This window comes from Bacteroides sp. Marseille-P8574 (genome assembly GCF_902825465.1).
Classification (GTDB): Bacteria; Bacteroidota; Bacteroidia; order Bacteroidales; family Bacteroidaceae; genus Bacteroides; species Bacteroides uniformis.
In genome coordinates, this window is record NZ_CADEBE010000002.1 from 1,578,290 (window position 1) to 1,600,115 (window position 21,826).

General features: G+C 47.9%; 17 protein-coding genes. 7 read left to right on the plus strand and 10 right to left on the minus strand.

Annotated features, from left to right (window positions below):
- Window positions 1-164 precede the first annotated feature (164 nt).
- From recG to HUX74_RS19325, 7 genes are read right to left on the minus strand one after another with little or no spacing between them, the layout of a single operon-like run.
- The gene (gene recG, locus HUX74_RS19295; protein ID WP_174647243.1) at window positions 165-2,261 is read right to left on the minus strand and encodes an ATP-dependent DNA helicase RecG; all 2,097 of its coding nucleotides are present in this window, start codon (window positions 2,259-2,261) and stop codon (window positions 165-167) included.
- Window positions 2,249-2,923 carry a 2-C-methyl-D-erythritol 4-phosphate cytidylyltransferase gene (locus HUX74_RS19300; RefSeq protein ID WP_131225428.1) on the minus strand — a complete coding sequence of 225 codons (675 nt, stop codon included), beginning with the start codon at window positions 2,921-2,923 and terminating at the stop codon, window positions 2,249-2,251. Before HUX74_RS19300 ends, recG begins: the two co-directional genes overlap by 13 nt.
- A gap of 34 nt (window positions 2,924-2,957) precedes the next feature.
- Window positions 2,958-3,512, minus strand: coding sequence for a DJ-1 family glyoxalase III (locus HUX74_RS19305; protein ID WP_005829959.1), 555 nt, complete (start codon window positions 3,510-3,512; stop codon window positions 2,958-2,960).
- Between the two features lie 14 nt (window positions 3,513-3,526).
- Complete coding sequence (locus tag HUX74_RS19310) at window positions 3,527-4,345, minus strand: TonB family protein (RefSeq protein WP_174647244.1); 819 nt, start codon at window positions 4,343-4,345, stop codon at window positions 3,527-3,529.
- A 34-nt stretch (window positions 4,346-4,379) separates the two neighbouring features.
- Complete coding sequence (locus HUX74_RS19315) at window positions 4,380-4,790, minus strand: biopolymer transporter ExbD (protein ID WP_005833355.1); 411 nt, start codon at window positions 4,788-4,790, stop codon at window positions 4,380-4,382.
- 34 nt (window positions 4,791-4,824) lie between these two features.
- Window positions 4,825-5,541 (minus strand): MotA/TolQ/ExbB proton channel family protein, encoded by a 717-nt coding sequence (locus HUX74_RS19320; RefSeq protein WP_005833356.1) that lies wholly within the window; start codon window positions 5,539-5,541, stop codon window positions 4,825-4,827.
- Window positions 5,541-6,254, minus strand: a complete 714-nt coding sequence (locus HUX74_RS19325; protein WP_005829949.1) for a pyridoxine 5'-phosphate synthase — start codon at window positions 6,252-6,254, stop codon at window positions 5,541-5,543. Before HUX74_RS19325 ends, HUX74_RS19320 begins: the two co-directional genes overlap by 1 nt.
- A gap of 104 nt (window positions 6,255-6,358) precedes the next feature.
- On the opposite strand from HUX74_RS19325, the gene HUX74_RS19330 reads away from it, so the two are divergent.
- Window positions 6,359-7,228 carry an NAD kinase gene (locus tag HUX74_RS19330; RefSeq protein WP_174647245.1) on the plus strand — a complete coding sequence of 290 codons (870 nt, stop codon included), beginning with the start codon at window positions 6,359-6,361 and terminating at the stop codon, window positions 7,226-7,228.
- Window positions 7,229-7,887: 659 nt separating this feature from the next.
- Here the strand turns inward: HUX74_RS19330 and HUX74_RS19335 are convergent.
- Both HUX74_RS19335 and mdh read right to left on the minus strand, forming a co-directional pair.
- Window positions 7,888-11,145 (minus strand): S41 family peptidase, encoded by a 3,258-nt coding sequence (locus HUX74_RS19335; RefSeq protein WP_174647246.1) that lies wholly within the window; start codon window positions 11,143-11,145, stop codon window positions 7,888-7,890.
- Between the two features lie 95 nt (window positions 11,146-11,240).
- The gene (gene mdh / locus HUX74_RS19340; RefSeq protein ID WP_005829779.1) at window positions 11,241-12,182 is read right to left on the minus strand and encodes a malate dehydrogenase; all 942 of its coding nucleotides are present in this window, start codon (window positions 12,180-12,182) and stop codon (window positions 11,241-11,243) included.
- 229 nt (window positions 12,183-12,411) lie between these two features.
- Between mdh and HUX74_RS19345 the strand changes: the two genes are divergently transcribed.
- The 5 genes from HUX74_RS19345 to HUX74_RS19365 all read left to right on the plus strand — a co-directional run bounded on the left by HUX74_RS19345 (window position 12,412) and on the right by HUX74_RS19365 (window position 18,446).
- Window positions 12,412-13,290: a hypothetical protein gene (locus HUX74_RS19345; RefSeq protein ID WP_138344919.1), complete on the plus strand. Its 879-nt coding sequence runs from the start codon at window positions 12,412-12,414 to the stop codon at window positions 13,288-13,290.
- 217 nt (window positions 13,291-13,507) lie between these two features.
- The gene (locus HUX74_RS19350) at window positions 13,508-14,974 is read left to right on the plus strand and encodes a TolC family protein (protein ID WP_117974254.1); all 1,467 of its coding nucleotides are present in this window, start codon (window positions 13,508-13,510) and stop codon (window positions 14,972-14,974) included.
- A 37-nt stretch (window positions 14,975-15,011) separates the two neighbouring features.
- Window positions 15,012-16,001, plus strand: a complete 990-nt coding sequence (locus tag HUX74_RS19355; protein WP_131225440.1) for an HlyD family secretion protein — start codon at window positions 15,012-15,014, stop codon at window positions 15,999-16,001.
- 28 nt (window positions 16,002-16,029) lie between these two features.
- Window positions 16,030-17,208, plus strand: a complete 1,179-nt coding sequence (locus HUX74_RS19360; RefSeq protein ID WP_119961270.1) for an ABC transporter permease — start codon at window positions 16,030-16,032, stop codon at window positions 17,206-17,208.
- Window positions 17,208-18,446 carry an ABC transporter permease gene (locus HUX74_RS19365; RefSeq protein ID WP_117965187.1) on the plus strand — a complete coding sequence of 413 codons (1,239 nt, stop codon included), beginning with the start codon at window positions 17,208-17,210 and terminating at the stop codon, window positions 18,444-18,446. The genes HUX74_RS19360 and HUX74_RS19365 overlap by 1 nt, the downstream gene beginning before the upstream one ends.
- A gap of 220 nt (window positions 18,447-18,666) precedes the next feature.
- Here HUX74_RS19365 and HUX74_RS19370 read toward each other — a convergent pair whose 3' ends face one another.
- On the minus strand, window positions 18,667-19,734 hold the full coding sequence (locus HUX74_RS19370; RefSeq protein WP_174647247.1) for an SGNH/GDSL hydrolase family protein: 1,068 nt from the start codon (window positions 19,732-19,734) through the stop codon (window positions 18,667-18,669).
- 146 nt (window positions 19,735-19,880) lie between these two features.
- Between HUX74_RS19370 and HUX74_RS19375 the strand changes: the two genes are divergently transcribed.
- On the plus strand, window positions 19,881-21,782 hold the full coding sequence (locus HUX74_RS19375; RefSeq protein ID WP_174647248.1) for a TlpA disulfide reductase family protein: 1,902 nt from the start codon (window positions 19,881-19,883) through the stop codon (window positions 21,780-21,782).
- Window positions 21,783-21,826: the final 44 nt, after the last annotated feature.

Here is a 21,826-nt window from a genome sequence, read left to right on the forward strand (position 1 = left end):
GTAACATTTCTCTCTGAAAAACGACATCAGTCATTAACTATTTTTTCGAAGAGGAGGAAAATGTAAAGCTCGCAAAGATGTCTTAATCCCCTATAGATAGGAGACTTACAAGCAAACATGTTTTACAACATAAAATGTAATAAAAGTGCATGTTTAACCGTTTTTTAGCTAATGGCAGCCCAATTAACGTTCGTTTTTCTCAACGCTTTCAGTTGTCGCCACAAGACCTCGTTCTCAGGCAACATGCCATGTGGATCTGTATCCACCACCGTTTGCGCTACTTCACGGACATATTGCAGCAGTTGTCCGTCACGGGCTATATCGGCAATCTTCAGATCGAAAGCAATGCCGCTCTGCTGTGTCCCTTCCAAATCTCCAGGACCACGCAATTTCAAGTCTGCTTCCGCTATTTCAAAGCCGTCATTAGTCCGCACCATTATCTCCAAACGCTTCCTTGTATCCTCTGCCAACTTGTAGCCGGTAACCAGGATACAATAGGACTGGTCAGCTCCACGTCCTACACGTCCCCGAAGTTGATGAAGCTGGGACAGCCCGAAACGCTCGGCGTTCTCAATCACCATCACCGAAGCATTGGGCACATTTACACCTACCTCAATCACGGTGGTAGCCACCATTATCTGTGCCTCGCCGGATACGAACAATTGCATCTGAGCATCCTTTTCAGCAGGTTTCATCTTTCCATGTACCTTGCAAACCCTACACTCGGGAAACTCTTCACAAACATGCAGATACCCTTCTTCAAGGTTCTTTAAGTCAATCTTTTCGCTTTCCTTAATCAGCGGGTAGACAATATAGACCTGCCGGCCTTCGGCAATCTGCTTATGCATGGACTGATATAAACTTATCCGACGGCTATCAAACTGATGAAGAGTGACAATCGGTTTACGTCCGGGAGGCAATTCATCGATAACAGACACATCCAGGTCGCCATAAAGCGTCATTGCCAATGTACGGGGAATCGGGGTTGCCGTCATCACCAATACATGGGGAGGTTGTACATTCTTTGTCCACAAGCGTGCCCGTTGGGCCACACCGAAACGATGCTGCTCGTCAATCACAACCAAACCGAGCGAAGCAAAATTCACCGTATCTTCAATAACGGCATGAGTACCTATTAAGATATGTATGTCTCCTGTCAACAAACCGGCAAGGATAGCTTCGCGCCGCTTGCCCTTAACAGAACCGGTCAACAGTTCCACACGTACCTCCATTCCATACAGCAGCTCACGGATGGTTTCATAGTGCTGATTTGCCAAGATCTCGGTAGGTGCCATCATGCATGCCTGAAAACCATTATCAAGCGCCATCAACATACTCATCAGTGCGACAAGCGTCTTTCCACTTCCCACATCCCCTTGCAACAAGCGGTTCATCTGCTTTCCTGAGCCTACATCCTTACGGATTTCCTTCAACACCCGCTTCTGTGCGTTGGTCAACTCAAAAGGAAGATTACGGGAGTAGAAGGTATTGAACACTTCGCCCACCCTTTCAAAAATATAACCGCGATATTTCCGCTGACGGTCTTTTGCATACCTCAGGATATTCAACTGTACGTAAAAGAGCTCCTCAAACTTCAGCCGATACTCTGCCTTACGCAATAAATCCGGATTAGCGGGAAAGTGTATATTGACCAAAGCTTCCGTCAACGGCATCAGATGATGCTCGGCAAGTATAGCGGGAGAAAGGGTCTCGGGCAACGGCTCACGCAACTGCTGCACCACCGTATTCATCATCTTCTCGATGGCATGCGAATTGAGAGAACTCCGTTTCATCTTTTCAGTCGTATTATAATAAGGTTGTAACCCCATGGACGACAATTTCAAATCCGAAGCAGAGTCTATATCCGGATGAGCCATATTGATTCTACCATTGAAGAAGGTCGGTTTTCCGAACACAATATATTCCTGATGCACTTTATACTTCCCAACCAAATATTTGATGCCCTGGAACCAAACCAAGTCCACCACCCCCGTACCGTCCGAGAAATGAGCAATCAACCTGCGCTGGCGCCCTTCTCCAGCCATCTCAAAACTTAGTATTTCACCTTTCAGCTGAATATAGGGCATTGTCCCATCGATCTCCTGAATATAATAAATCCGACTACGGTCTACATATTTATATGGAAAGTAATATAGCAAATCGTGCAAGGAATAAATGCCCAATTCCTTATTGAGCACCGAAGCACGCTGCGGCCCGACGCCCGACAAATATTTTATGTCACGCGTGGCTAAATCGAACATGAACCTATCAGAGCTGTGGCTATTTTTAAATCAAAAGGAGTGGTTATTTTAATGTTTTCCCGATTTCCCGGCGTCAAAAAGACAGATACGCCCAATGCCTCCACCACAGAAGCATCATCGGTAAAATGGGGTGCATAAGGCTGCTCGTATGCCGCTTTCAGCAGTTCCGCATCAAAAACCTGGGGAGTCTGCACCAATCTATAATCATCCCTGCCGACAGTCACACTGCCTTTCCCTTCCATACGGCGAACGGTCTCCACCACACCGATTACCGGAATTACGGCCTTTTTTTCGGCCGCCAAGTCATAACAGCGTGCAATCACTTCCCGGGCCACGAACGGACGCACCCCATCGTGCACACCGACTAAAGCTGGTGTCTTGACCAAAGCCAAACCGTTCTTTACAGAGTGGAACCGCGTCTCCCCTCCATCTGCAATGGCATGCGGCAATGAAAAACGGTACTCCCTGCACAGCAGCCTCCAGTAATCCTGCTGGCTGTGGGGAAGCACCAATATTATCCGTATCTCAGCATTGTAGTCATAAAACGCCTCCAGAGTGCGCATCAAAACAGGTTTCCCCCCTATCGGGAGAAACTGTTTGGGGAGTTCGGTCCCCATGCGCAAGCCCTTGCCACCGGCAACAATCAGAGCATACTGAACCATTTATGATTTATGATTTATGATTTATGATTTAAAATCATAAATCTGTTACGCACATAGCTTCTTTCAGTTCCTGCACCTTCTCTTTGCCTTGCAACAGCTCCACTACGGCCAATGCAAACTCCATGGCAGCGCCCGGTCCTTTACCAGTGATGATATTACCGTCTCTTTCTACCGGAGCACCCGTACATTCGGCACCTTCCAAATACTGTTCAAAGCCGGGATAGCAAGTAGCCTTCTTGCCTTTCAGCAATCCCAACTTACCCAATACCATAGGAGCCGCACAAATAGCAGCAATCGGTTTCTGCTCTTGGGCAAAACGCAGTACCAGATTACGCAGTTCTCCACACTTCTCCAAAGTGGACGCACCCGGCATACCGCCAGGCAATAATACAAGCTCTGCATCAAAGAAGTCGCAGTTCACTACATTCTTATCGCACAAGACCGGAACATCGTGTGCTCCCGTCACTATTTCATCAGGGGTTACCGTCACCATTTCTACGTTCAGTCCGGCGCGTCTCATCACATCCACAGAAGTAAAAGCTTCTATTTCTTCAAATCCGTCGGCAAAAAAAACATAAACTGTACCCATAATTGTTCCTCCTCTTATTTTAGATTAAAATAATACGTTATTGTTCCCGTCTGATTGTTCAAGCCGCTTACCGCATTGAAACGGGCTTTCTTGGCAGCATCCTCCGCCGCTTTCCGCAATGCGGGATTGACGGTATTGGTCTGGCGGTTGATGCTGGTTGCTATCACATGTCCGGCAGGGTTCACTGTGATGGTCACCACAACCCTACCTTCATCCTGCACATTATATACCGGCCGCGGCAATCCACCCTCACCAAGAGAACGTCCGCCCAAATTAAACGAGCCGTAGCCTCCCGTACCCGAAGTGGCTCCGGACGGAGCATTTCCCGTAGGACTTCCTTGAATACCTTCGCCTTCCGTATCGCCTTTACTACCCATTTGGGCACCTTTGCCAAAAGCGCCAGCTACCCGTTTACGGGCAGCTTCCTCGGCTTCCTTACGTTCCCGTTCGGCTTTTGCCGCTGCCAGTTTGCGAGCCTCTTCCGCTTTTTCGGCTTCCGTCTTTTCCGGTTTCTTCACCTCCTCCTTTTTCTTGGGTTCGGCTTTGGGCTTTATGGCAACGGTTTCTTCAGTTTCCTGCGTAATGATGTCCTGCTCCACCATTTCCTGCACCTGAGGAGCGGTTTCCTCCGGCATGACATCCACCTTTACTAAAGAAGGGTCGGCAGCGCCCAGTGCATCGGGCACCTCTCCCAGCATAACGGGTACACCGCCTTCTTCCGAGGGTTCCGGCGGTGTGAATCCTACCAGTATCAGAAGGGCAATAATGGCAACATGCACCACAAGTGCACCTGCCATACCTATATATTTTCCTTTCTTCTTCCGATTCACCATTGCATTTACAATTTAGCCATGTACAATGTACGATTTAGTTTTCCGGTGGTCGTGTAGCCAGCACCATCTTGAATTTATTCTCGTTTGCAATGTTCAGCACCTTCACGATTTCCCGGTAAGGCACTGTTTCGTCAGCATACAAAGCTATATACATTTCAGGCTCCCTCTCCGCACACGATTGTAGGAAAGGAGTCAATTCTTCAAGCGTCAGAGACAGTTCCTTGTCATTGCCAAAAGCAGCATAATAATTCAGATTCTTATCTATGATGACTCTTGTCAAAGGCTTCGCAGAAGTCTGTTGCTTTCCCTGCGGCAGCAGTACCTTGATAGCATTGGGCGATACCATGGTAGATGTTATCATAAAGAAAATCAGCAGCAGGAAAATCAGGTCCGTCATGGACGCCATACTGAAATTGGGTGATATTTTAGCTCTACGTTTTAACACGCCTTTAAGTTTTAATTCTTAATTCTTTAATTAATCATTTCGCCGGTTCGTTCAACAAATCCATGAATGCCATTGTCTTGGCTTCCATCTTGTTGACCACGCCATCTATCAATGTCACCAGGTAATTGTAGGCAAACATAGCTATGATACCGACTATCAAACCGCCCACCGTGGTAATCATCGCCTCATAAATACCACCGGAAAGCAACGTTATATCAATATTATTTCCGGCATTTGCCATTTGCCAAAATGCACGTACCATACCCGTCACCGTGCCAAGGAAGCCTAGCATAGGAGCGCCACCGGAAATCGTGGCCATAATCGTCATTCCCTTCTCCAGTTTGGCAACCTCAATATTACCCACATTCTCGATGGCAGCCTGCACATCGTTCACCGGGCGTCCCAAACGGCTGATACCCTTTTCAATCATACGGGCCGAGGGAGTATCCACACTGCGACAATAAGCAATGGCAGCTTTCAATTCCCCACCCAAAATATAATCCTTTATTTTATCCATGAACTGAGGGTCTTCTTTCCCCGCCTTCCGGATAACATAATTACGTTCAAACAAGATGTAGAAACAAAGTACGGACATCAAACCCAAGACAATCATAATCCAGCCACCTTTGATGGCCATGCTCCATAAATTCATTTCGTCGGAAGCGTTTACTTGTGTCAGTACCGGATTGGCACCTGCAATAGAGTCAGTCAGTGCCGGAGCCACTTGGGCCAATAACAACATTACATTCATCAGCGAAGACAGTTTTTATATTCCTTGACCGTACGCTCCAATCCCAGATACAACGCGTCACTAATCAGCGCATGCCCGATGGACACCTCGTCCAGCCATGGAATGTTTTGATAAAAATAATTCAGATTCACCAGGCTCAGGTCATGTCCGGCATTCAGCCCCAGGCCTAAGCTGCGGGCCACCTTGGCAGCCTCGACAAAAGGAGCTACAGCCGCTTCCCGTCCTTTGGGATAAGCCGTAGCATAAGGTTCCGTATATAGCTCCACGCGGTCGGCACCGGCTTTGGCAGCATATTCTATCATTTCGGCATCGGTGGAAACAAATACGGAAGTACGGATACCAGCATTGTTGAACTCATCCAACACTTCGTTCAAGAAGTCAAAATGGGTCTTGGTATCCCAGCCTGCGTTTGAAGTCAGCTGTGTAGGGCTGTCGGGCACCAAAGTTACCTGATGCGGTTTCACCTTCAAGACCAAATCCATAAATTCGGGTGCAGGATACCCCTCGATATTGAACTCTGTCCGCAGCAACGGCCGCAAATCATATACATCCTTACGGCGGATATGCCTCTCGTCGGGACGGGGATGCACCGTAATGCCATCAGCACCAAAGTCTTCACAATCCAGCGCTACCTTCACAACATTCGGGACATCACCTCCACGGGCATTGCGCAGCGTTGCCACTTTATTTATATTAACGCTTAATCTAGTCATAATTCGGTTTATAGTTTGGGACAAAAGTACAAATAATAGTTATATATTGGCAGCATTCTGAGAAAAAAATAGCATCTTTGCACTTCAATCCAACAGAATTGATTATGAAATTTGCCATATTCGGAAATACCTACCAAGCAAAGAAATCCTCGCATGCAGAAAACCTCTTCCGGTTGCTCGGACAGCATAATGCACAGCTCTGCATCTGCCGGGAATTCCATCACTTCCTGACTGCCGATTTACATTTAAACATACCTGACGCCGAATTGTTTGACGGAGATGATTTCTGTGCCGACATGGTTATCAGCATCGGTGGCGACGGCACTTTCCTGAAAGCAGCCAGCCGTGTAGGAAAGAAGAATATCCCCATATTGGGCATCAATACCGGCCGGCTGGGTTTCCTTGCCGACATCTCACCGGAAGAGATGGAAGAGACCTTCGATGAAATCTACAATAATCACTATAAGGTGGAAGAGCGTAGTGTACTGCAACTGAGGTGCGACGATGAACGCTTGATACAATCCCCTTACGCCCTCAATGAGATAGCCGTATTGAAGCGGGACAGTTCGTCCATGATCAGTATCCACGCCGCCATCAATGGCGCTCCGTTGACCACCTATCAAGCTGACGGCCTGGTTGTCTCCACACCTACCGGTTCCACCGCCTACTCACTCAGCGTCGGTGGTCCGGTCATCGTGCCTCACAGTAAAACCATCGCCATCACCCCTGTGGCTCCACACAGCCTCAACGTCCGTCCCATTGTCATTTGTGACGACTGGGAAATTACACTTGATGTGGAAAGCCGCAGCCATAACTTCTTGGTTGCCATCGACGGCCGTAGCGAGTCCTGCAAAGAAACGACCCGGTTGCACATCTCACGTGCCGACTATAGCATAAAGGTAGTCAAGCGGTACAACCACATCTTTTTTGATACGCTTCGTAATAAACTGATGTGGGGGGCAGATATCAGATAAGCCTATATCACTTCCCAAAATTCTTATTCGTATCCACTGCGAAATGAGCGCAATGATATTCCGGCAATTTGTCGCATTTTATTAAGGACGAAACAAAAGTCTATAACAGCCTGATTATCAACATCATTAAACACAATACATTCAATATACTACTGAACCTTATTCAATATACGACTGAATGGCATTCACTATACGACAGAATTAGGTTCAGAATACGACTCTATTCAGGCCCACACTATTTGTAAACAATACAGATTATTATTCAGCCCTTGTTTCGGCTGGGAATAGATGAAAACGACATACCGAAATGAGATACCTACCACCTGTAGCCGATAACTGATTCAACACGCGACAGAAGAATAAAACAAGTCCAGACGTAGAAGCAATAAGAATGTATATTTTCAACCAAAAGCTTTTAAATTTGATTTAACATCCGGGTGTTCTCACAGACATCATCCGGATGTTTAGGGGTTACAGTCGTAATGTGAAAGGGGCTAAGTCCCTATATGTCGGGAACTCAGTCATATACTCTTGCAGATAGAACACTGACGTGAGAAAACTTTAAAAAACATGAATCCGACGAATCAACAGAGCGTCTGAATTCGTCGGACTCACGTTAAATAATCTGAGTTCTATATAAAAATCAGCGCTTTAACAACTCATCTCTTTTGTTGCAACCCCTTCAGCAAGTGGTCCACCGCCGCTTTCAGCTGTGCATCTTCTCCCTTCAAAACAGCTTCCGGCTCATTATAAACCAAGATGTCCGGCTGTAAAGTCCGGTTCTCCAGATAGTTACCCTGCATATCCACACAACCTACCTGCGGAATACCGAATACAATACTTGGATCAATCTGGCTTTCCCACCAGACAGCAGTCATGGTTCCTGCCACTGGAGCACCTATCAGCTTACCGATACCCAACGTCTTGTACACAAAAGGAGTACCGTGGGCATTGCTGTAATTATCCTCGCAAACCAACATACACGAAGGTTTCAGCCATCTATCAAAAGGATCGCTGCCGATGTACTGGCCGCGCGGCACAAAGCGTTCATACTCCTTGCCGCTAAGTAACGTCGCTACTTGTTCGTGCAGCCATCCGCCTCCGTTATGGCGGGTATCCACCACAACAGCCTCTTTCTTACGACTGCTTTCGCTCAACAAATCGGAGTAAATCTTACGGAAGCTCGGACTATCCATACCTTTGATGTGAATATAAGCAATGCGCCCACCGGAATATTCATCCACCTTCTTGCGACAGTTTTCCACCCAGCGCTTATACAACAGCTCATTCTGGGCACCGTAAGATATGGGCTTCAAGGTTTCTTCAAACCGCTTTCCGGTAACAGGATTATAGACCGAGAGAATCACCTTGCGGCCTGCCTTACCTTCGAGTAACGGGAAATAATCAGCGCCAGCCTTAATGGCAACACCATCCACTTTCTCGATAATACAGCCCGGCTTGACATCCGTCTTTTTCTTCGTCAATGGACTCTGAGCTATAATTTCTTTAATCTTCAGTCCATCGCCCGCATAAGCTTCATCATAGAACACTCCCAAAGCTGCCGTAGGAAGTGCTGCGCCCGAAGCATAATAACGCGCTCCCGTATGAGAACCGTTCAATTCACCCAGCATCTCACTCAGCATTTCCACAAAATCGTAGTTATTGTTGATATAAGGCAAGAAGCGCTTATAAGTTTCTTTGTATCCATTCCAGTCCGTACCTTGCAAGTCTGCCACATAGAACTTATCATTTACCTGCTGCCAGATGTGGTCGAAGATATATTCACGCTCACCGTAAGGACGGTAATCGAAGAAAGCCTCAAATTCAATTGGAGAAATCTTGCTGCCTTCAATCTCTATCTTCTTCATTCCGTCGCGGGCACAAAGGAAGATATTCTTCCCTTCCTTGTCAGGCTGCAAAGCGCCTGCACCTACTTTCTTCAAAAGAACTTTTGTAACATTCTCTTTCAGATTGTGCTCCCAAAGATCGTACCCATCCTCAAAAACAGACAGATAATAGAGTTTATCCCCTTTAGCAGAAAGCATGGCATCTGCCATATGCGAGGAATTGACGGTCAGGCGTACAATACGGTCAAAGCGGTTTGCGAGATCGAACTTCAACGGCTCTACCTTTTTCTCCTTATCTTTGTCGGCATCCTCTTTTTTCTTCTTGGCATCCTTTTCGTCTTTCTTCCCGGCTTTTTCCTTCTCTGCCTTCTCCACTTCCTCAAGCAAAGTGGTTTCTTCCTTGTTCATCAAGAAACGGTCGTATGCTTCAGCATCAAAGAACATGATATAAGTATCGTCTTCGGCTCCCCAACTGCCGTGGCTGCGATACCCCGCACGGTCACTGGTCCAAATCATGGCTTTTCCGTCCAATACCCATTTGGCATTGCCATCGTTGTATCCGCTTTCGGTCAGGTTCACCATTTCACCCTTACCATCGGCATTCAGCAGCACAACATCTTTGTTGTTCCATCCACCTACACCGATATAGTCCGAAAGAATCCATTTGCTGTCCGGACTCCACTGGAACCACTGGTCACCGTCCGAATAAGAGTATTGGTACTTGCCATCCATAACGGTACGCACATCCTTTGTCTTCAAATTGATGACACGGATGGTGCTGCGGTTTTCGAGAAAGGCAATCTCTTTACCGTCAGGGCTGTATTGGGGTTGGAAAGAAGCGGCATCCGAGTTTGTCAAGCGTTCTTCCTTCAGCTCTGTGGCATAGGTAAACAGCTTTTCATCCTTACGCACAATCGTCGAAGTGTAAAGTTGCCAAAGCCCGCCACGTTCGGAAGCATAAACCAGTGTCCGCCCATCGGGGGCAAAGTCTACGGTACGTTCCTGACAAGGAGTATTCGTTATCTGCTTCGTAGTCTTATATTCCACTGAAGTGACGTAGACATCGCCGCGCAAAACGAAAGCCACTTCCTTACCATCCGGAGACACTGCCATTTCCGTGGCACCGCTACTCTTAATCTGGCGGATAATGTCCTTGTCGTTTCTGTCGGAAACAATGCTGATGTTCACCTTTTGCGCTTCTCCACCGGGAAGCAGGGTGTAAATCTCACCATCAAATCCATAGCACAACCTTCCGTCCGTAGCGGCACTGAGATAGCGTACCGGATTTTTGGTATAGTGCGTCAACTGCACGGCCTTCGCATCTCCGGGAGTACGTCGGTAGATATTGAAAGAGCCGTTTTCCTCACTCAGATAGTAGAATGTTTTTCCATCAGGAGCCCAAACCGGTTCACGGTCTTCTCCTCCGAAAGTGGTCAGCTGGCGGTACTGCGGTTCTTTTCCCGGAGTATACATCCAGATGTCACGGGCAATGGGCGATACGTGATGTTTACGCCAGTAGTCCTCGTAACCTTTCTTATCTTGATACAACATCGCTCCCTCCTTATTGATGGAGATGCACTCCATAGGCATGGACGAAATCATCGTCGGGCGCCCTCCCTCCACTGATACTCGATAGACCTGGTTGAACTGCCCGTTAGAGGGAAAGACAACAGCCTCGGCAGACGGCATGATGCCCGCAGAGAACAAGACATGTCCGGCATCTGTAAAAGCAAGCGGCGTTTCGCTTCCCGAGTGGGTAGTCAGCCGTCGTGGTTCGCCTCCGTCTTTGGCCACAATGTAGACGTCCAGGCTTCCCATACGGTCCGAAGCAAAAGCAATCCGCTTACTGTCCGGACTCCATACCGGAGCCGTATCATATGCGGGATTGGTAGTTATCTGCATGGCACGTCCACCGGCAACCGGCACCGTATAGATGTCTCCTTTATACGTAAAAGCAATGGTGGTCCCATCGGGAGAGATGACACTATGACGCATCCACAGCGGAGCATCCTGCGCAAAAGTAAAACCAGCCAGGCAAACGGCAGCAATACCTAATAGTAGTTTTTTCATAATGATTCTTGTTTTTGGAGAATAAAAAAAACCTCACGACTTTTCCTTTCGGAAAAAGACCGTGAGGTTTGCTTATCATTTTAAGTTACCCTCAATTAGAGAGCACCTACTTCCTTCAAAGCGGCATTTGTCTTGTGAACGGCAGCAGCGCTGGCAGCAAATTTAGCTTTTTCGTCAGCAGTCAGTTCCAGTTCAACGATTTTCTCGATACCGTTCTTGCCAAGGATTACGGGAACACCGATACAGATGTCTGATTCACCGTATTCTCCTTCCAGATATACTGAACAAGGAATCATCTTCTTCTGGTTGTGGATGATAGACTCAACGACATAAGCGCCTGCCGCACCCGGAGCATACCATGCAGAAGTACCCAGCAACTTAGTCAGTGTAGCACCACCTACCATAGTAGAAGCTACCACTTCGTTCAGTTTTTCTTCGCTCAGCAGTGTGCTTACCGGCTGTCCTTTGTAAGTAGCCAGACGAGCCAACGGAATCATGGTAGTATCACCGTGACCACCGATAACCATGCCTTCCACTTCGTTGGCGTTGCAGCCCAAAGCCTGAGACAAGAAATATTTGAAACGAGAGCTGTCCAAAGCACCACCCATACCGATGATACGGTTCTTCGGCAAGCCCAGAGACTTCAATGACAGATAAGTCATGGTATCCATCGGGTTGGAGATAACCACAAGGATAGCATTCGGAGAATATTTCAAGATGTTCTGTGCAACCGACTTAACGATACCTGCATTAACACCGATCAATTCTTCACGAGTCATACCCGGTTTACGGGGAATACCGGAAGTAATCACTACAACGTCGGAGTTGGCAGTCTTCTCATAATCGTTGGTACAACCTACAACAGTGGTGTCGAAGCCCAGCAGTTGAGCAGTCTGCATCATATCCATTGCCTTACCTTCTGAAACGCCTTCTTTCACGTCCAGCATTACCACTTCGTCAGCCACTTCATTAAAGGCTAACACATTAGCGCATGTAGCACCTACGTTACCTGCACCTACTACGGTTACTTTTGACATAATTTCTAAAGTTTTTTGTTTATAAGTGTTCTTTAAAGATGACGCAAAAGTACAGCGAACTTCGTAATTAGAGAAATATTTCCGTAATAATTTTAGTTAAATACACATTTAGCCAATGATTAGTGGACGATGATTAATGATTAATGATTAATTTTGCGGACGATTAATGAATGTAGGACGAATAATCAGCCACAACCATTAATCACTTAACCATTAATCATTATCAAAAATGGCAGTTAAGAAGAATACACTTCTCATCGTGGCAGGCAGCCTCCTTATCTTATTATTAATAGGAGTTACCATTCTGCTGATTTCCGAAAAGCAAACCAACAAGGAACTGGTGATGGAATTCAATCTGGATAAAGAAGACCTTGAAAATCAATACACAGACTTCGCCAGACAATATGACGAACTGAAGCTGACCGTCTCCAACGACTCCCTCTCCGTACTTTTGGAGCAGGAACAACTGAAGACCCAACGTTTATTGGAAGAACTCCGCACCGTGAAGAGCAGCAATGCCACCGAGATACGCCGTCTGAAGAAGGAACTGGCCTCTCTCCGCAAAGTCATGATAGGCTATATCAACCAGATTGACTCGCTGAACCGCCTGACTGCCCAACAGAAGGAAATCATAGCCGATGTCACCCAAAAGTACAACGCCGCTTCCCGGCAAATCAGCAACTTGTCCGAAGAAAAGAAGAACCTGACCAAGACAGTGACGCTTGCCGCACAACTGGACGCCACCAACATCTCTGTGCAGCCCACCAACAAACGCGGCAAGACTGCCAAGAAAGTGAAAGACATCGTGAAGTTCAAAATAAACTTCTCCATCGTGAAAAACATCACTGCAGAAACCGGCGAACGCACCCTCTACATCCGCATCACCAAACCGGACAATGACGTGCTGACCAAAAGTCCCTCAAACACCTTCCCATACGAGAACCGGGAACTGGTATATTCCATCAAGAAGTATATAGAATACAACGGAGAAGAGCAAACCGTCACCGTATATTGGGATGTAGAAGAATACCTCTATGCAGGTACCTACCGCGTAGACATTTTTACTGACGGCACCCTTATCGGTTCACAATCATTCAACTTGAATTAATACATTTTTCAGACAAGTAAGAACAAAAGAGCATAAAACATGCGGCATACTACTGATTTCGTAACGCTGCAAAATGTGTTCTTTTGTTCTTATGCCTAAAAAAATTTCTAAATTATTTTGCAATATCATTGAAAGCCTATACATTTGCATCGTTGTTTATGCAATTATTGTTGTTGTATAAGTAACCGATTCATCACCTTAATTAATGTATAGCCCAATGAAAAAGTTCTTCTGTTTCATCTGTTTGGCATACCTGTCCTTCCCCGTGAAGGCCCAGGAAGCATTGAGCTTGGATAGTTGCCGTGCATTGGCAATTTCCAACAACAAAGAACTGCTGATAAGCCAAGAAAAAATCAACGCTGCACATTATCAAAAAAAGGCGGCATTCACCAATTACCTTCCCAACATTTCGGCCACCGGTGGATATATGCGCAGCCAAAAAGAGTTGTCTATCCTCAGTGATGCCCAAAAAGGGGCCTTGTCCGGATTGGGTACAAACCTCAGCGGCCCCTTGCAACAAGCCGCCCAAGTCATAGCGCAGCTTCATCCTGAAATAGCGGGGAAACTGCCGGCTTTAGGACAAAGCCTGGTAGGTGCCCTCGACGGTGCAGGCCAATCCTTGGTTGACGCCTTTCGTACAGACACCCGCAACATGTATGCGGGCGCACTGACCTTGACCCAACCCCTATATATGGGCGGCAAGATACGTGCCTACAATAAAATCACCAAATACGCCGAAGAGCTGGCCCGCCAGCAGCACAACACCGGTATGCAGGAAGTAATCCTGAGTACAGACCAGGCATATTGGCAGGTAGTATCCCTTGCCCATAAAAAGAAGCTGGCAGAAGGTTATCTGAAACTACTGCAGAAACTCGACAGCGACGTCGACAAAATGATTGCCCAAGGCGTTGCCACCAAAGCAGACGGACTCTCCATCAAAGTAAAAGTGAATGAAGCCGAAATGACTCTGACCAAAGTAACCGATGGCTTGAGCCTTGCCCGGATGCTGCTGTGCCAACTGTGTGGTCTTGACCTTTCCACTCCTATCATGCTCGCAGACGAACAGAAGGAAGACCTGGCCCCCACAACTCTGAAAAACGGTGCCATCGACATCAACAACGTTTATGCCACTCGCCCCGAAGTACGCAGCCTGGAACTTGCCACACGGATTTACAAGCAAAAAGTAAATGTCACCCGTTCGGAATATCTTCCTTCCATAGCACTAATGGGCAGCTATATGGCAACCAACCCTTCCGTCTTCAATAGTTTTGAGAAGAAGTTCAAAGGAATGTGGAACGTGGGTGTCATGGTATCGGTACCCATCTGGCACTGGGGCGAAGGCATCTATAAAGTAAAAGCAGCCAAATCGGAAGCACGCATCGCCCAATACCAGTTGGATGACGCCAAAGAAAAGATAGAGCTGCAGGTCAACCAGTCTGCTTTCCAAGTGAACGAAGCTGCCAAAAAACTGACCATGGCCGAAAAGAACCTGGAAAAAGCCAACGAGAACCTGAGATACGCCACACTCGGCTTTGAGGAAGGCGTTATACCCGCCAGCAATGTGCTCGAAGCGCATACCGCATGGCTTTCTGCTCAATCGGAAAAGATAGACGCACAGATTGACGTAAAACTGACGGAAATCTATCTGAGAAAGGCAACGGGGGAATTGACAATTGATAATTGATCGTTTCTTCAATCATAAATTGTAAATAGTAAATAATATGTTAGATACAAAATCACAAAACAGCAACATGTTGTTGGCATTCCTCACACTGACGGGAGTTATTGCCATCGTTGCCCTTGTAGGTTTCTTCATGTTGCGTAAAGGGCCGGAGATTGTGCAAGGACAAGCAGAAGTAACGGAGTATCGAGTATCGAGCAAAGTGCCGGGACGTATTCTGGAATTTCGTGTAAAAGAGGGACAAAGCGTACAAGCCGGAGACACCCTTGCCATTTTGGAGGCTCCGGACGTGCAGGCCAAACTGGAACAAGCACGCGCCGCCGAATCGGCAGCCCAGGCCCAGAACGAAAAAGCTTTGAAAGGCGCCCGTCGGGAACAGATACAAGCTGCCTATGAAATGTGGCAAAAGGCACTGGCCGGACTGGAGATTGCCGAAAAATCCTACACGCGTGTGAAGAACCTGCACGACCAAGGCGTGATGTCTGCACAAAAGCTTGACGAAGTTACCGCCCAACGCAATGCAGCCCAGGCTACAGAGAAAGCCGCCAAAGCCCAGTATGATATGGCCAAGAACGGTGCGGAACGCGAGGACAAAGCCGCTGCCGCTGCCTTGGTGGAACGTGCTAAAGGAGCTGTGGCCGAAGTTGAATCGTACATCAAGGAAACTTACCTGATTGCACAGACTGCCGGTGAGGTATCCGAGATATTCCCCAAAGTAGGCGAGCTTGTGGGCACGGGTGCTCCCATTATGAACATCGCTATTCTGGATGACATGTGGGTAACCTTCAATGTACGCGAGGACTTGCTGCAAGGGTTGGGTATGAATACCGAATTCGAAGCGTTCATCCCTGCCCTCGATAGGAATATCCGCCTGAAAGTGTACTACATGAAAGACCTCGGCACATATGCCGCTTGGAAAGCGACCAAGACTACCGGCCAGTTCGACCTGAAAACATTCGAAGTAAAAGCCGCTCCGCAAGAGAAGGTGGAAGGACTGCGTCCGGGAATGAGTGTGATATTGGAGAAATAAAAGGAGTTATGAGTTATTGGGGAGGATGATGGAAAGAGATAAGAAACATACGGCTTTGTGGAATGTAGCAAGACGCGAATGCCGCCGTCTTGTTTCCCGCCCGCTCTATCTGTTCTGTATGGTGATAGCACCGTTGTTCTGCTACATATTCTTCACCACGTTGATGGACTCCGGGCTTCCTACGGACATGCCCGTAGGTGTGGTAGACCAGGACATGAGTGCCACTTCACGCCAGCTGATACGTAACTTGGACGCTTTTGAGCAGACAGCCGTCGTGGCTCGCTATCCCAATATCAACGAAGCCCGCACCGCCATGCAGCGCGGAGAGATTTACGGCTTCTTCTATATACCCGAAGGCACCTCCGCCAAGGCGCAGGCGCAACGGCAGCCCAAACTCTCGTTCTACACCAACAACACACTACTCATTGCCGGCTCACTGCTCTTCAAAGATATGAAGATGATGAGCGAACTGGCATCGGGAGCCGCCGCCCGCACCGCCCTCTATGCCAAAGGCGCTACCGAGGAGCAAGCGATGGCCTTCCTCCAGCCCATCGTCATAGATACGCATCCACTCAATAACCCGTGGCTGAACTACTCCGTATATCTGTGCAACACCTTTGCACCGGGTGTACTGATGCTGCTTATCTTCATGGTGACCGTCTATTCCATCGGAGTTGAGATAAAAGACCGCACAGCCCGCGAATGGCTGCGCATGGGCAACAACTCCATCTGGATTTCCCTTACCGGCAAACTGCTGCCGCATACCGCCATCTTCTTCCTGATGGGAATATTATATAATGTATACCTCTACGGTTTCCTCCATTTTCCCTGCAACAGCGGCATCCTGCCGATGCTGCTTGCCACCCTTTGCCTGGTGCTGGCATCGCAAGGCATGGGAATATTGATGATAGGAACCCTGCCTACCCTGCGTCTGGGACTCAGTTTCGCTTCCCTATGGGGCGTACTCTCTTTCTCCATGTGCGGATTGTCATTCCCCGCCATGGGCATGCACCCCGTATTGCAGGCATTGGCAAATCTGTTCCCCCTGCGCCACTATTTCCTGATTTATGTGGACCAGGCACTGAATGGATACCCCATGATTTACTCGTGGGTCAACTACGTAGCGCTGCTTATTTTCATGATGCTCCCGTTCCTTATAGCCCATAGGCTGAAAGGAGCGTTGGTTTACTATAAATACATGCCCTAATGAAAGACCTGACGTTCAGACAGAAAATGATACAAGGCATTCATGACTTGTTCTATATATGGAAACGGGAATTCGGTACAACCTTCCGCGACCAGGGCGTGCTCATCTTCTTCGTGCTCGTTCCGTTGGTCTATCCGTTGATATATGCTTTCATCTATACCAACGAAACCATCCACGAAGTGCCCACTGTCGTGGTGGATGACTCACGCTCCTCGTTGAGCCGCGAATACCTGCGGAAAGTGGACTCCAGTCCCGAAGTGAGCCTCGTGAGCTACTGCGCCGATATGGAAGAAGCCAAACTGATGTTGAAAGACCGCAGGGCATACGGCATTATCTACATCCCCTCCAGCTTCAGCGACGACATTGTACGCGGTAAGCAGACGCAGGTCAGTATCTTCTGCGACATGAGCGGACTGCTGTATTACAAAGCCTTGCTGACCGCCAACACCAACGTGTCGCTCGCCATGAACGCAGACATCAAAGTGGAGCGAAGCGCCAATACCACCGACCGCCAGGACAAGATTACCGCCTACCCGATAGAGTATGAGGATGTCGCCCTCTATAATCCGACCAACGGATTTGCCGCTTTCCTGATTCCGGCAGTATTGGTATTGATTATCCAGCAAACGCTGCTACTCGGCATCGGCTTGTCTGCCGGGACGGCACGCGAACAGAACCGCTTCCGCGACCTGGTGCCTATCAACCGCCACTACAACGGCACACTACGCATTGTGATGGGAAAAGGGCTGAGCTACTTCATGGTATATTCACTGGTATCGGTATATATACTGTGTGTGGTTCCATGGCTTTTCAGCCTCAACCAAATAGCGATACCCGGTGTCCTGACTCTGTTCACCCTGCCCTACCTGGCCGCTTGTATTTTCTTTGCCATGACAGCATCCATTGCCATCCGCAACCGCGAAACGTGCATGCTGCTGTTCGTGTTCACCTCAGTGCCGCTGCTGTTCCTCTCCGGCATTTCGTGGCCGGGAGCCGCCATGCCTGCTTTCTGGAAGTACTTCTCGTACATCTTCCCTTCTACCTTCGGCATCAACGGCTACGTACGCATCAACAGTATGGGAGCCACACTCAATGAAGTCTCTTTCGAGTATCAGGCACTATGGATACAAACGGGCTTCTACTTCATCACCACGTGTCTGGTATATCGCTGGCAGATATTGCAGAGCAGGAAACATGTAATTGAAGAGTATAAGAAGCATAAGAGTATAGAAGCGTAACACATCGTTCCAAGCCTACGAAACAAAGTGTTCACATACGTTTGAACACTTTGTTTCAGCGTATCAGAACAATTTGTTCCAATATATAAAAACAGTTTGTTCGCCATATTGAAACAGTCTGTTTCCTATAAGGGAACAGACTGTTTTGTTAAAGGAAACAAATAGTTGCCCTACAGCATCGGCAAGGCAGCAAACAGACAAACGGGGCTGTAATACCTAATTACGGTCGCATGTGTTTCTCTAATATTGGGTAAAGTATCTCAGCATACCTCATAAAGCCCAAATCGGTAAAATGAATGCCGTCTACCGTAGCCTCCCCGTCGTAGCCAATAATGTCACGGGAAGAAAGGAAATAGATGTTTTTCTCTCCACGTTGCTTCAAAGAACGAAAAAAGGCATTCAATGTCTCATTCTTGTCCTTCACCTCCTTGGCAATCCTGGTGTCAAAAGGAGAGTGGGTAAAGAGAGGGTCTTCCACGAAAAGAACAGGCGTATCGGGATGCTTGCTGCGAATAATGGTATAGAATTTATCGGCACGCTCTCTCATTTGCTCCACGGTAGCATTGGGCACAAAGTCGAGGACAAACATAGAAGCGTCCACACCGGCTATGACATCGGCAATCTCCAGGTCGAGCAAGGCATTGCCGCTAAAGCCCAGATTGATACACTCACGATTGAGCCAACGTTCCAGAATATTGGTATGTGCCATGCCGGGACGGGAAGCGCAGCCTCCCTGCAAGATGCTGGTACCATAGAATACTACCGGCTTCTCACGTTTCGGCAAGTCCACTGCCGGTGGAGTGATGGCAGATAGGGAATCCACTCCGATGGAAAGCGAGGTAACCCCGTCATATAAAGAAAGGTACAAAAGGTATTCGCGCTCCTCGGACAACATATTGCTTACGATAGTCGCCTTGCTGACCTTGCCCTGCGGACGACCGCTACCGGCAAATATCCATTTGCCGTCTTGCAGGCAGTAGAGGTCGAGGCCTTTAATACCGGTAGGCGTCATGTGGTTCATACTCATATTGTTCCTTACTTCCCATTTGGCGGAAATGCTTGTAGAGTTGGAACGGAAGCGCACGGCAAGTCCGGCACTGTTGCGGCCCAAGTCCCACAAAGGCTTGCGGGAGCTGTTCTGCAGAGAGTCCGGCAGACGCTCATAGCGGGTAAGGGTAGATTCTGTTGCTTTGCCCAAAAGGGGGAAGGCGGAAGCATCGTGATAGACAGTCTGGGCATTGGCAACAGCAGCCAACAACAAGCCCATCAGAAGAATTCTGGTTTTCATATGACAAGATATTAAGTGTTAAGTATCAGACGGCAAAGATACAAGGTTTCTTTGAAAAACGAAGAAATGGAAGCATTTTACATCAATTAACTCCCACATGCTTGTTTCTTTACGAAACATTCGTATTTTCGCAAAAAACAATTCATATGAAACACATCCATTTCCTCTTAGCAGGCTTCCTACTGTGCATCTGCTGTACCCTGCAAGCCAAAAACCGTGTGATTGACCAACCACCGTTCATCGTAAGAAACACGACTTCCATCGAAGTGAGCAAAGTAGTCATCAGTGACACGGCAACCGTGCTCCACATCTATGCCAAGTATCGTCCCAAGTACTGGATACAGATTGCACCCGACAGCTACCTGACAGACAATAACGGAGAAACCTACCAACTGCGTTCCGGCATAGGCATCACACCAGGCAAGGAATTTTGGATGCCCGAATCGGGCGAAGCGGAATTCCAACTGGTCTTTCCTCCCCTATCCGACAATGCTACCTCCTTCGACTTCACCGAAGGCGAAAAGGTGGAAAACGGATTCAGCATCTGGGGAATACAGCTGAAAAGCAAGAAACTGCCGGAATTGGCACTTCCCCAAAACGCCGTAGTGCACAAAACCGACCCTAATGCCGAACTTCCCGAACCGGTCATCCAATATGGAAAAGCCATGCTGAAAGGGAAACTCCTGGATTCACGCCCCAATATGGCAATGCCAATCAGTATTGCCGTGTGGGAGAATATCAAAGGAGACATCATGGACATACCACTCGACATCCAGCCTGACGGCAGTTTCACCAAAGAAGTAACGTTGCCCGGCACTACCCCATGTACCATGTATCTGGGTAGAGAACATATGCTCCAGTTCTTCATGGAACCGGGCAAGACAACAGAAATATACGTCAATCTACGCGAAGCTTCCCGACGCAAGTCTAAATTCCACAGCAAGGGGAAACCCTATGGAGAAATGGTATACATCAACGGGCCTCTAGAAACCGTGGCACAAGAGTTGAACGGAAACCACCCCGACATCAACATGCAAGACAAGCTCTATCAAAACATAGCTGCACTGGCTGGCAAGGATATTGATGCAGCCAAAGCATACGTACTCCAAATATCCGGCGAAACACAAGAAGCAATAGACAAATTGCCTTACAGTGTTTCTACCCGACAACTTTTGACTATCAATAACAAACTGACTACGAATGCCATGCTGTCTTCCGTTGCCAGCATCTTGACATCGGCTGCCCTACAAGCCAATCTCATCAAACGGGAGGAAGCAAACAACTACTATCAGGAACTTTCCCGGAAAGTGCCCTCCAACTACGTGTCCGACGAGGACATGAGCATATTGAATGTGCCGCAGGCAGTCTTGTCCAACCAGTATGTACAAATGGCTCCAAGAAATGTAGAACGGAGCGAGGAACTGGCCAAAGCATGGGGAACAGATAAAGGCATCTTCTTCGATATAGCCCGTAATGTCACCCTCTACCGGGGTATCAAGAACTTCACCCCACTCACCGACGAGCAAAAGGCAACCGTTGCCGCCATGCCCGCCGCATACCGCGAAATGCTGACTGCCGCCAATGACGAGTTGCTTGCACAGCTCGAAGCCAACAAGAAAAAGACGGGTTACACCATCCACCAAGTGGATACCAACGTCAACAACGAAGAGTTGTTTACTTCCATCATCAGCAAATTCAAAGGAAAAGTATTGTTAGTAGATTTCTGGGCCACCTGGTGCGGTCCATGCCGTATGGCAAACAAGATGATGGTCCCCATGAAGGAGGAACTGAAAGGTAAGGACATTGTATATCTGTACATCACCGGTGAAACCTCCCCCTTGAAGACCTGGGAGAATATGATTCCCGACATCCACGGCGAACACTTCCGCCTGACAGATACCCAATGGAAATACCTCTCGGACGCATTCAAGATAGAAGGGGTACCGACTTATCTGATTGTAGACCGAGAAGGAAACACCACGTTCAGGCAAACTGGTTTCCCGGGAGTGGAAAAGATGAAGGAGGAATTATTGAAAGTTACTAAATGACAAACTGATAAAACAAAAAACAGCAGGGATAGGCCTGCTGTTTT

Excerpts from the sequence above, each read along its gene's own strand:
- HUX74_RS19375 (WP_174647248.1), top strand. The coding sequence starts at position 19,881 with ATGAAACACATCCATTTCCTCTTAGCAGGCTTCCTACTGTGCATCTGC.
- HUX74_RS19355 (WP_131225440.1), top strand. The coding sequence starts at position 15,012 with ATGTTAGATACAAAATCACAAAACAGCAACATGTTGTTGGCATTCCTC.
- HUX74_RS19360 (WP_119961270.1), top strand. The coding sequence starts at position 16,030 with ATGGAAAGAGATAAGAAACATACGGCTTTGTGGAATGTAGCAAGACGC.
- HUX74_RS19370 (WP_174647247.1), bottom strand. The coding sequence starts at position 19,734 with ATGAAAACCAGAATTCTTCTGATGGGCTTGTTGTTGGCTGCTGTTGCC.
- HUX74_RS19325 (WP_005829949.1), bottom strand. The coding sequence starts at position 6,254 with ATGACTAGATTAAGCGTTAATATAAATAAAGTGGCAACGCTGCGCAAT.
- HUX74_RS19350 (WP_117974254.1), top strand. The coding sequence starts at position 13,508 with ATGAAAAAGTTCTTCTGTTTCATCTGTTTGGCATACCTGTCCTTCCCC.
- HUX74_RS19320 (WP_005833356.1), bottom strand. The coding sequence starts at position 5,541 with ATGAATGTAATGTTGTTATTGGCCCAAGTGGCTCCGGCACTGACTGAC.
- HUX74_RS19330 (WP_174647245.1), top strand. The coding sequence starts at position 6,359 with ATGAAATTTGCCATATTCGGAAATACCTACCAAGCAAAGAAATCCTCG.
- HUX74_RS19335 (WP_174647246.1), bottom strand. The coding sequence starts at position 11,145 with ATGAAAAAACTACTATTAGGTATTGCTGCCGTTTGCCTGGCTGGTTTT.
- HUX74_RS19305 (WP_005829959.1), bottom strand. The coding sequence starts at position 3,512 with ATGGGTACAGTTTATGTTTTTTTTGCCGACGGATTTGAAGAAATAGAA.
- HUX74_RS19365 (WP_117965187.1), top strand. The coding sequence starts at position 17,208 with ATGAAAGACCTGACGTTCAGACAGAAAATGATACAAGGCATTCATGAC.
- recG (WP_174647243.1), bottom strand. The coding sequence starts at position 2,261 with ATGTTCGATTTAGCCACGCGTGACATAAAATATTTGTCGGGCGTCGGG.
- HUX74_RS19310 (WP_174647244.1), bottom strand. The coding sequence starts at position 4,345 with ATGGTGAATCGGAAGAAGAAAGGAAAATATATAGGTATGGCAGGTGCA.
- HUX74_RS19300 (WP_131225428.1), bottom strand. The coding sequence starts at position 2,923 with ATGGTTCAGTATGCTCTGATTGTTGCCGGTGGCAAGGGCTTGCGCATG.
- mdh (WP_005829779.1), bottom strand. The coding sequence starts at position 12,182 with ATGTCAAAAGTAACCGTAGTAGGTGCAGGTAACGTAGGTGCTACATGC.
- HUX74_RS19345 (WP_138344919.1), top strand. The coding sequence starts at position 12,412 with ATGGCAGTTAAGAAGAATACACTTCTCATCGTGGCAGGCAGCCTCCTT.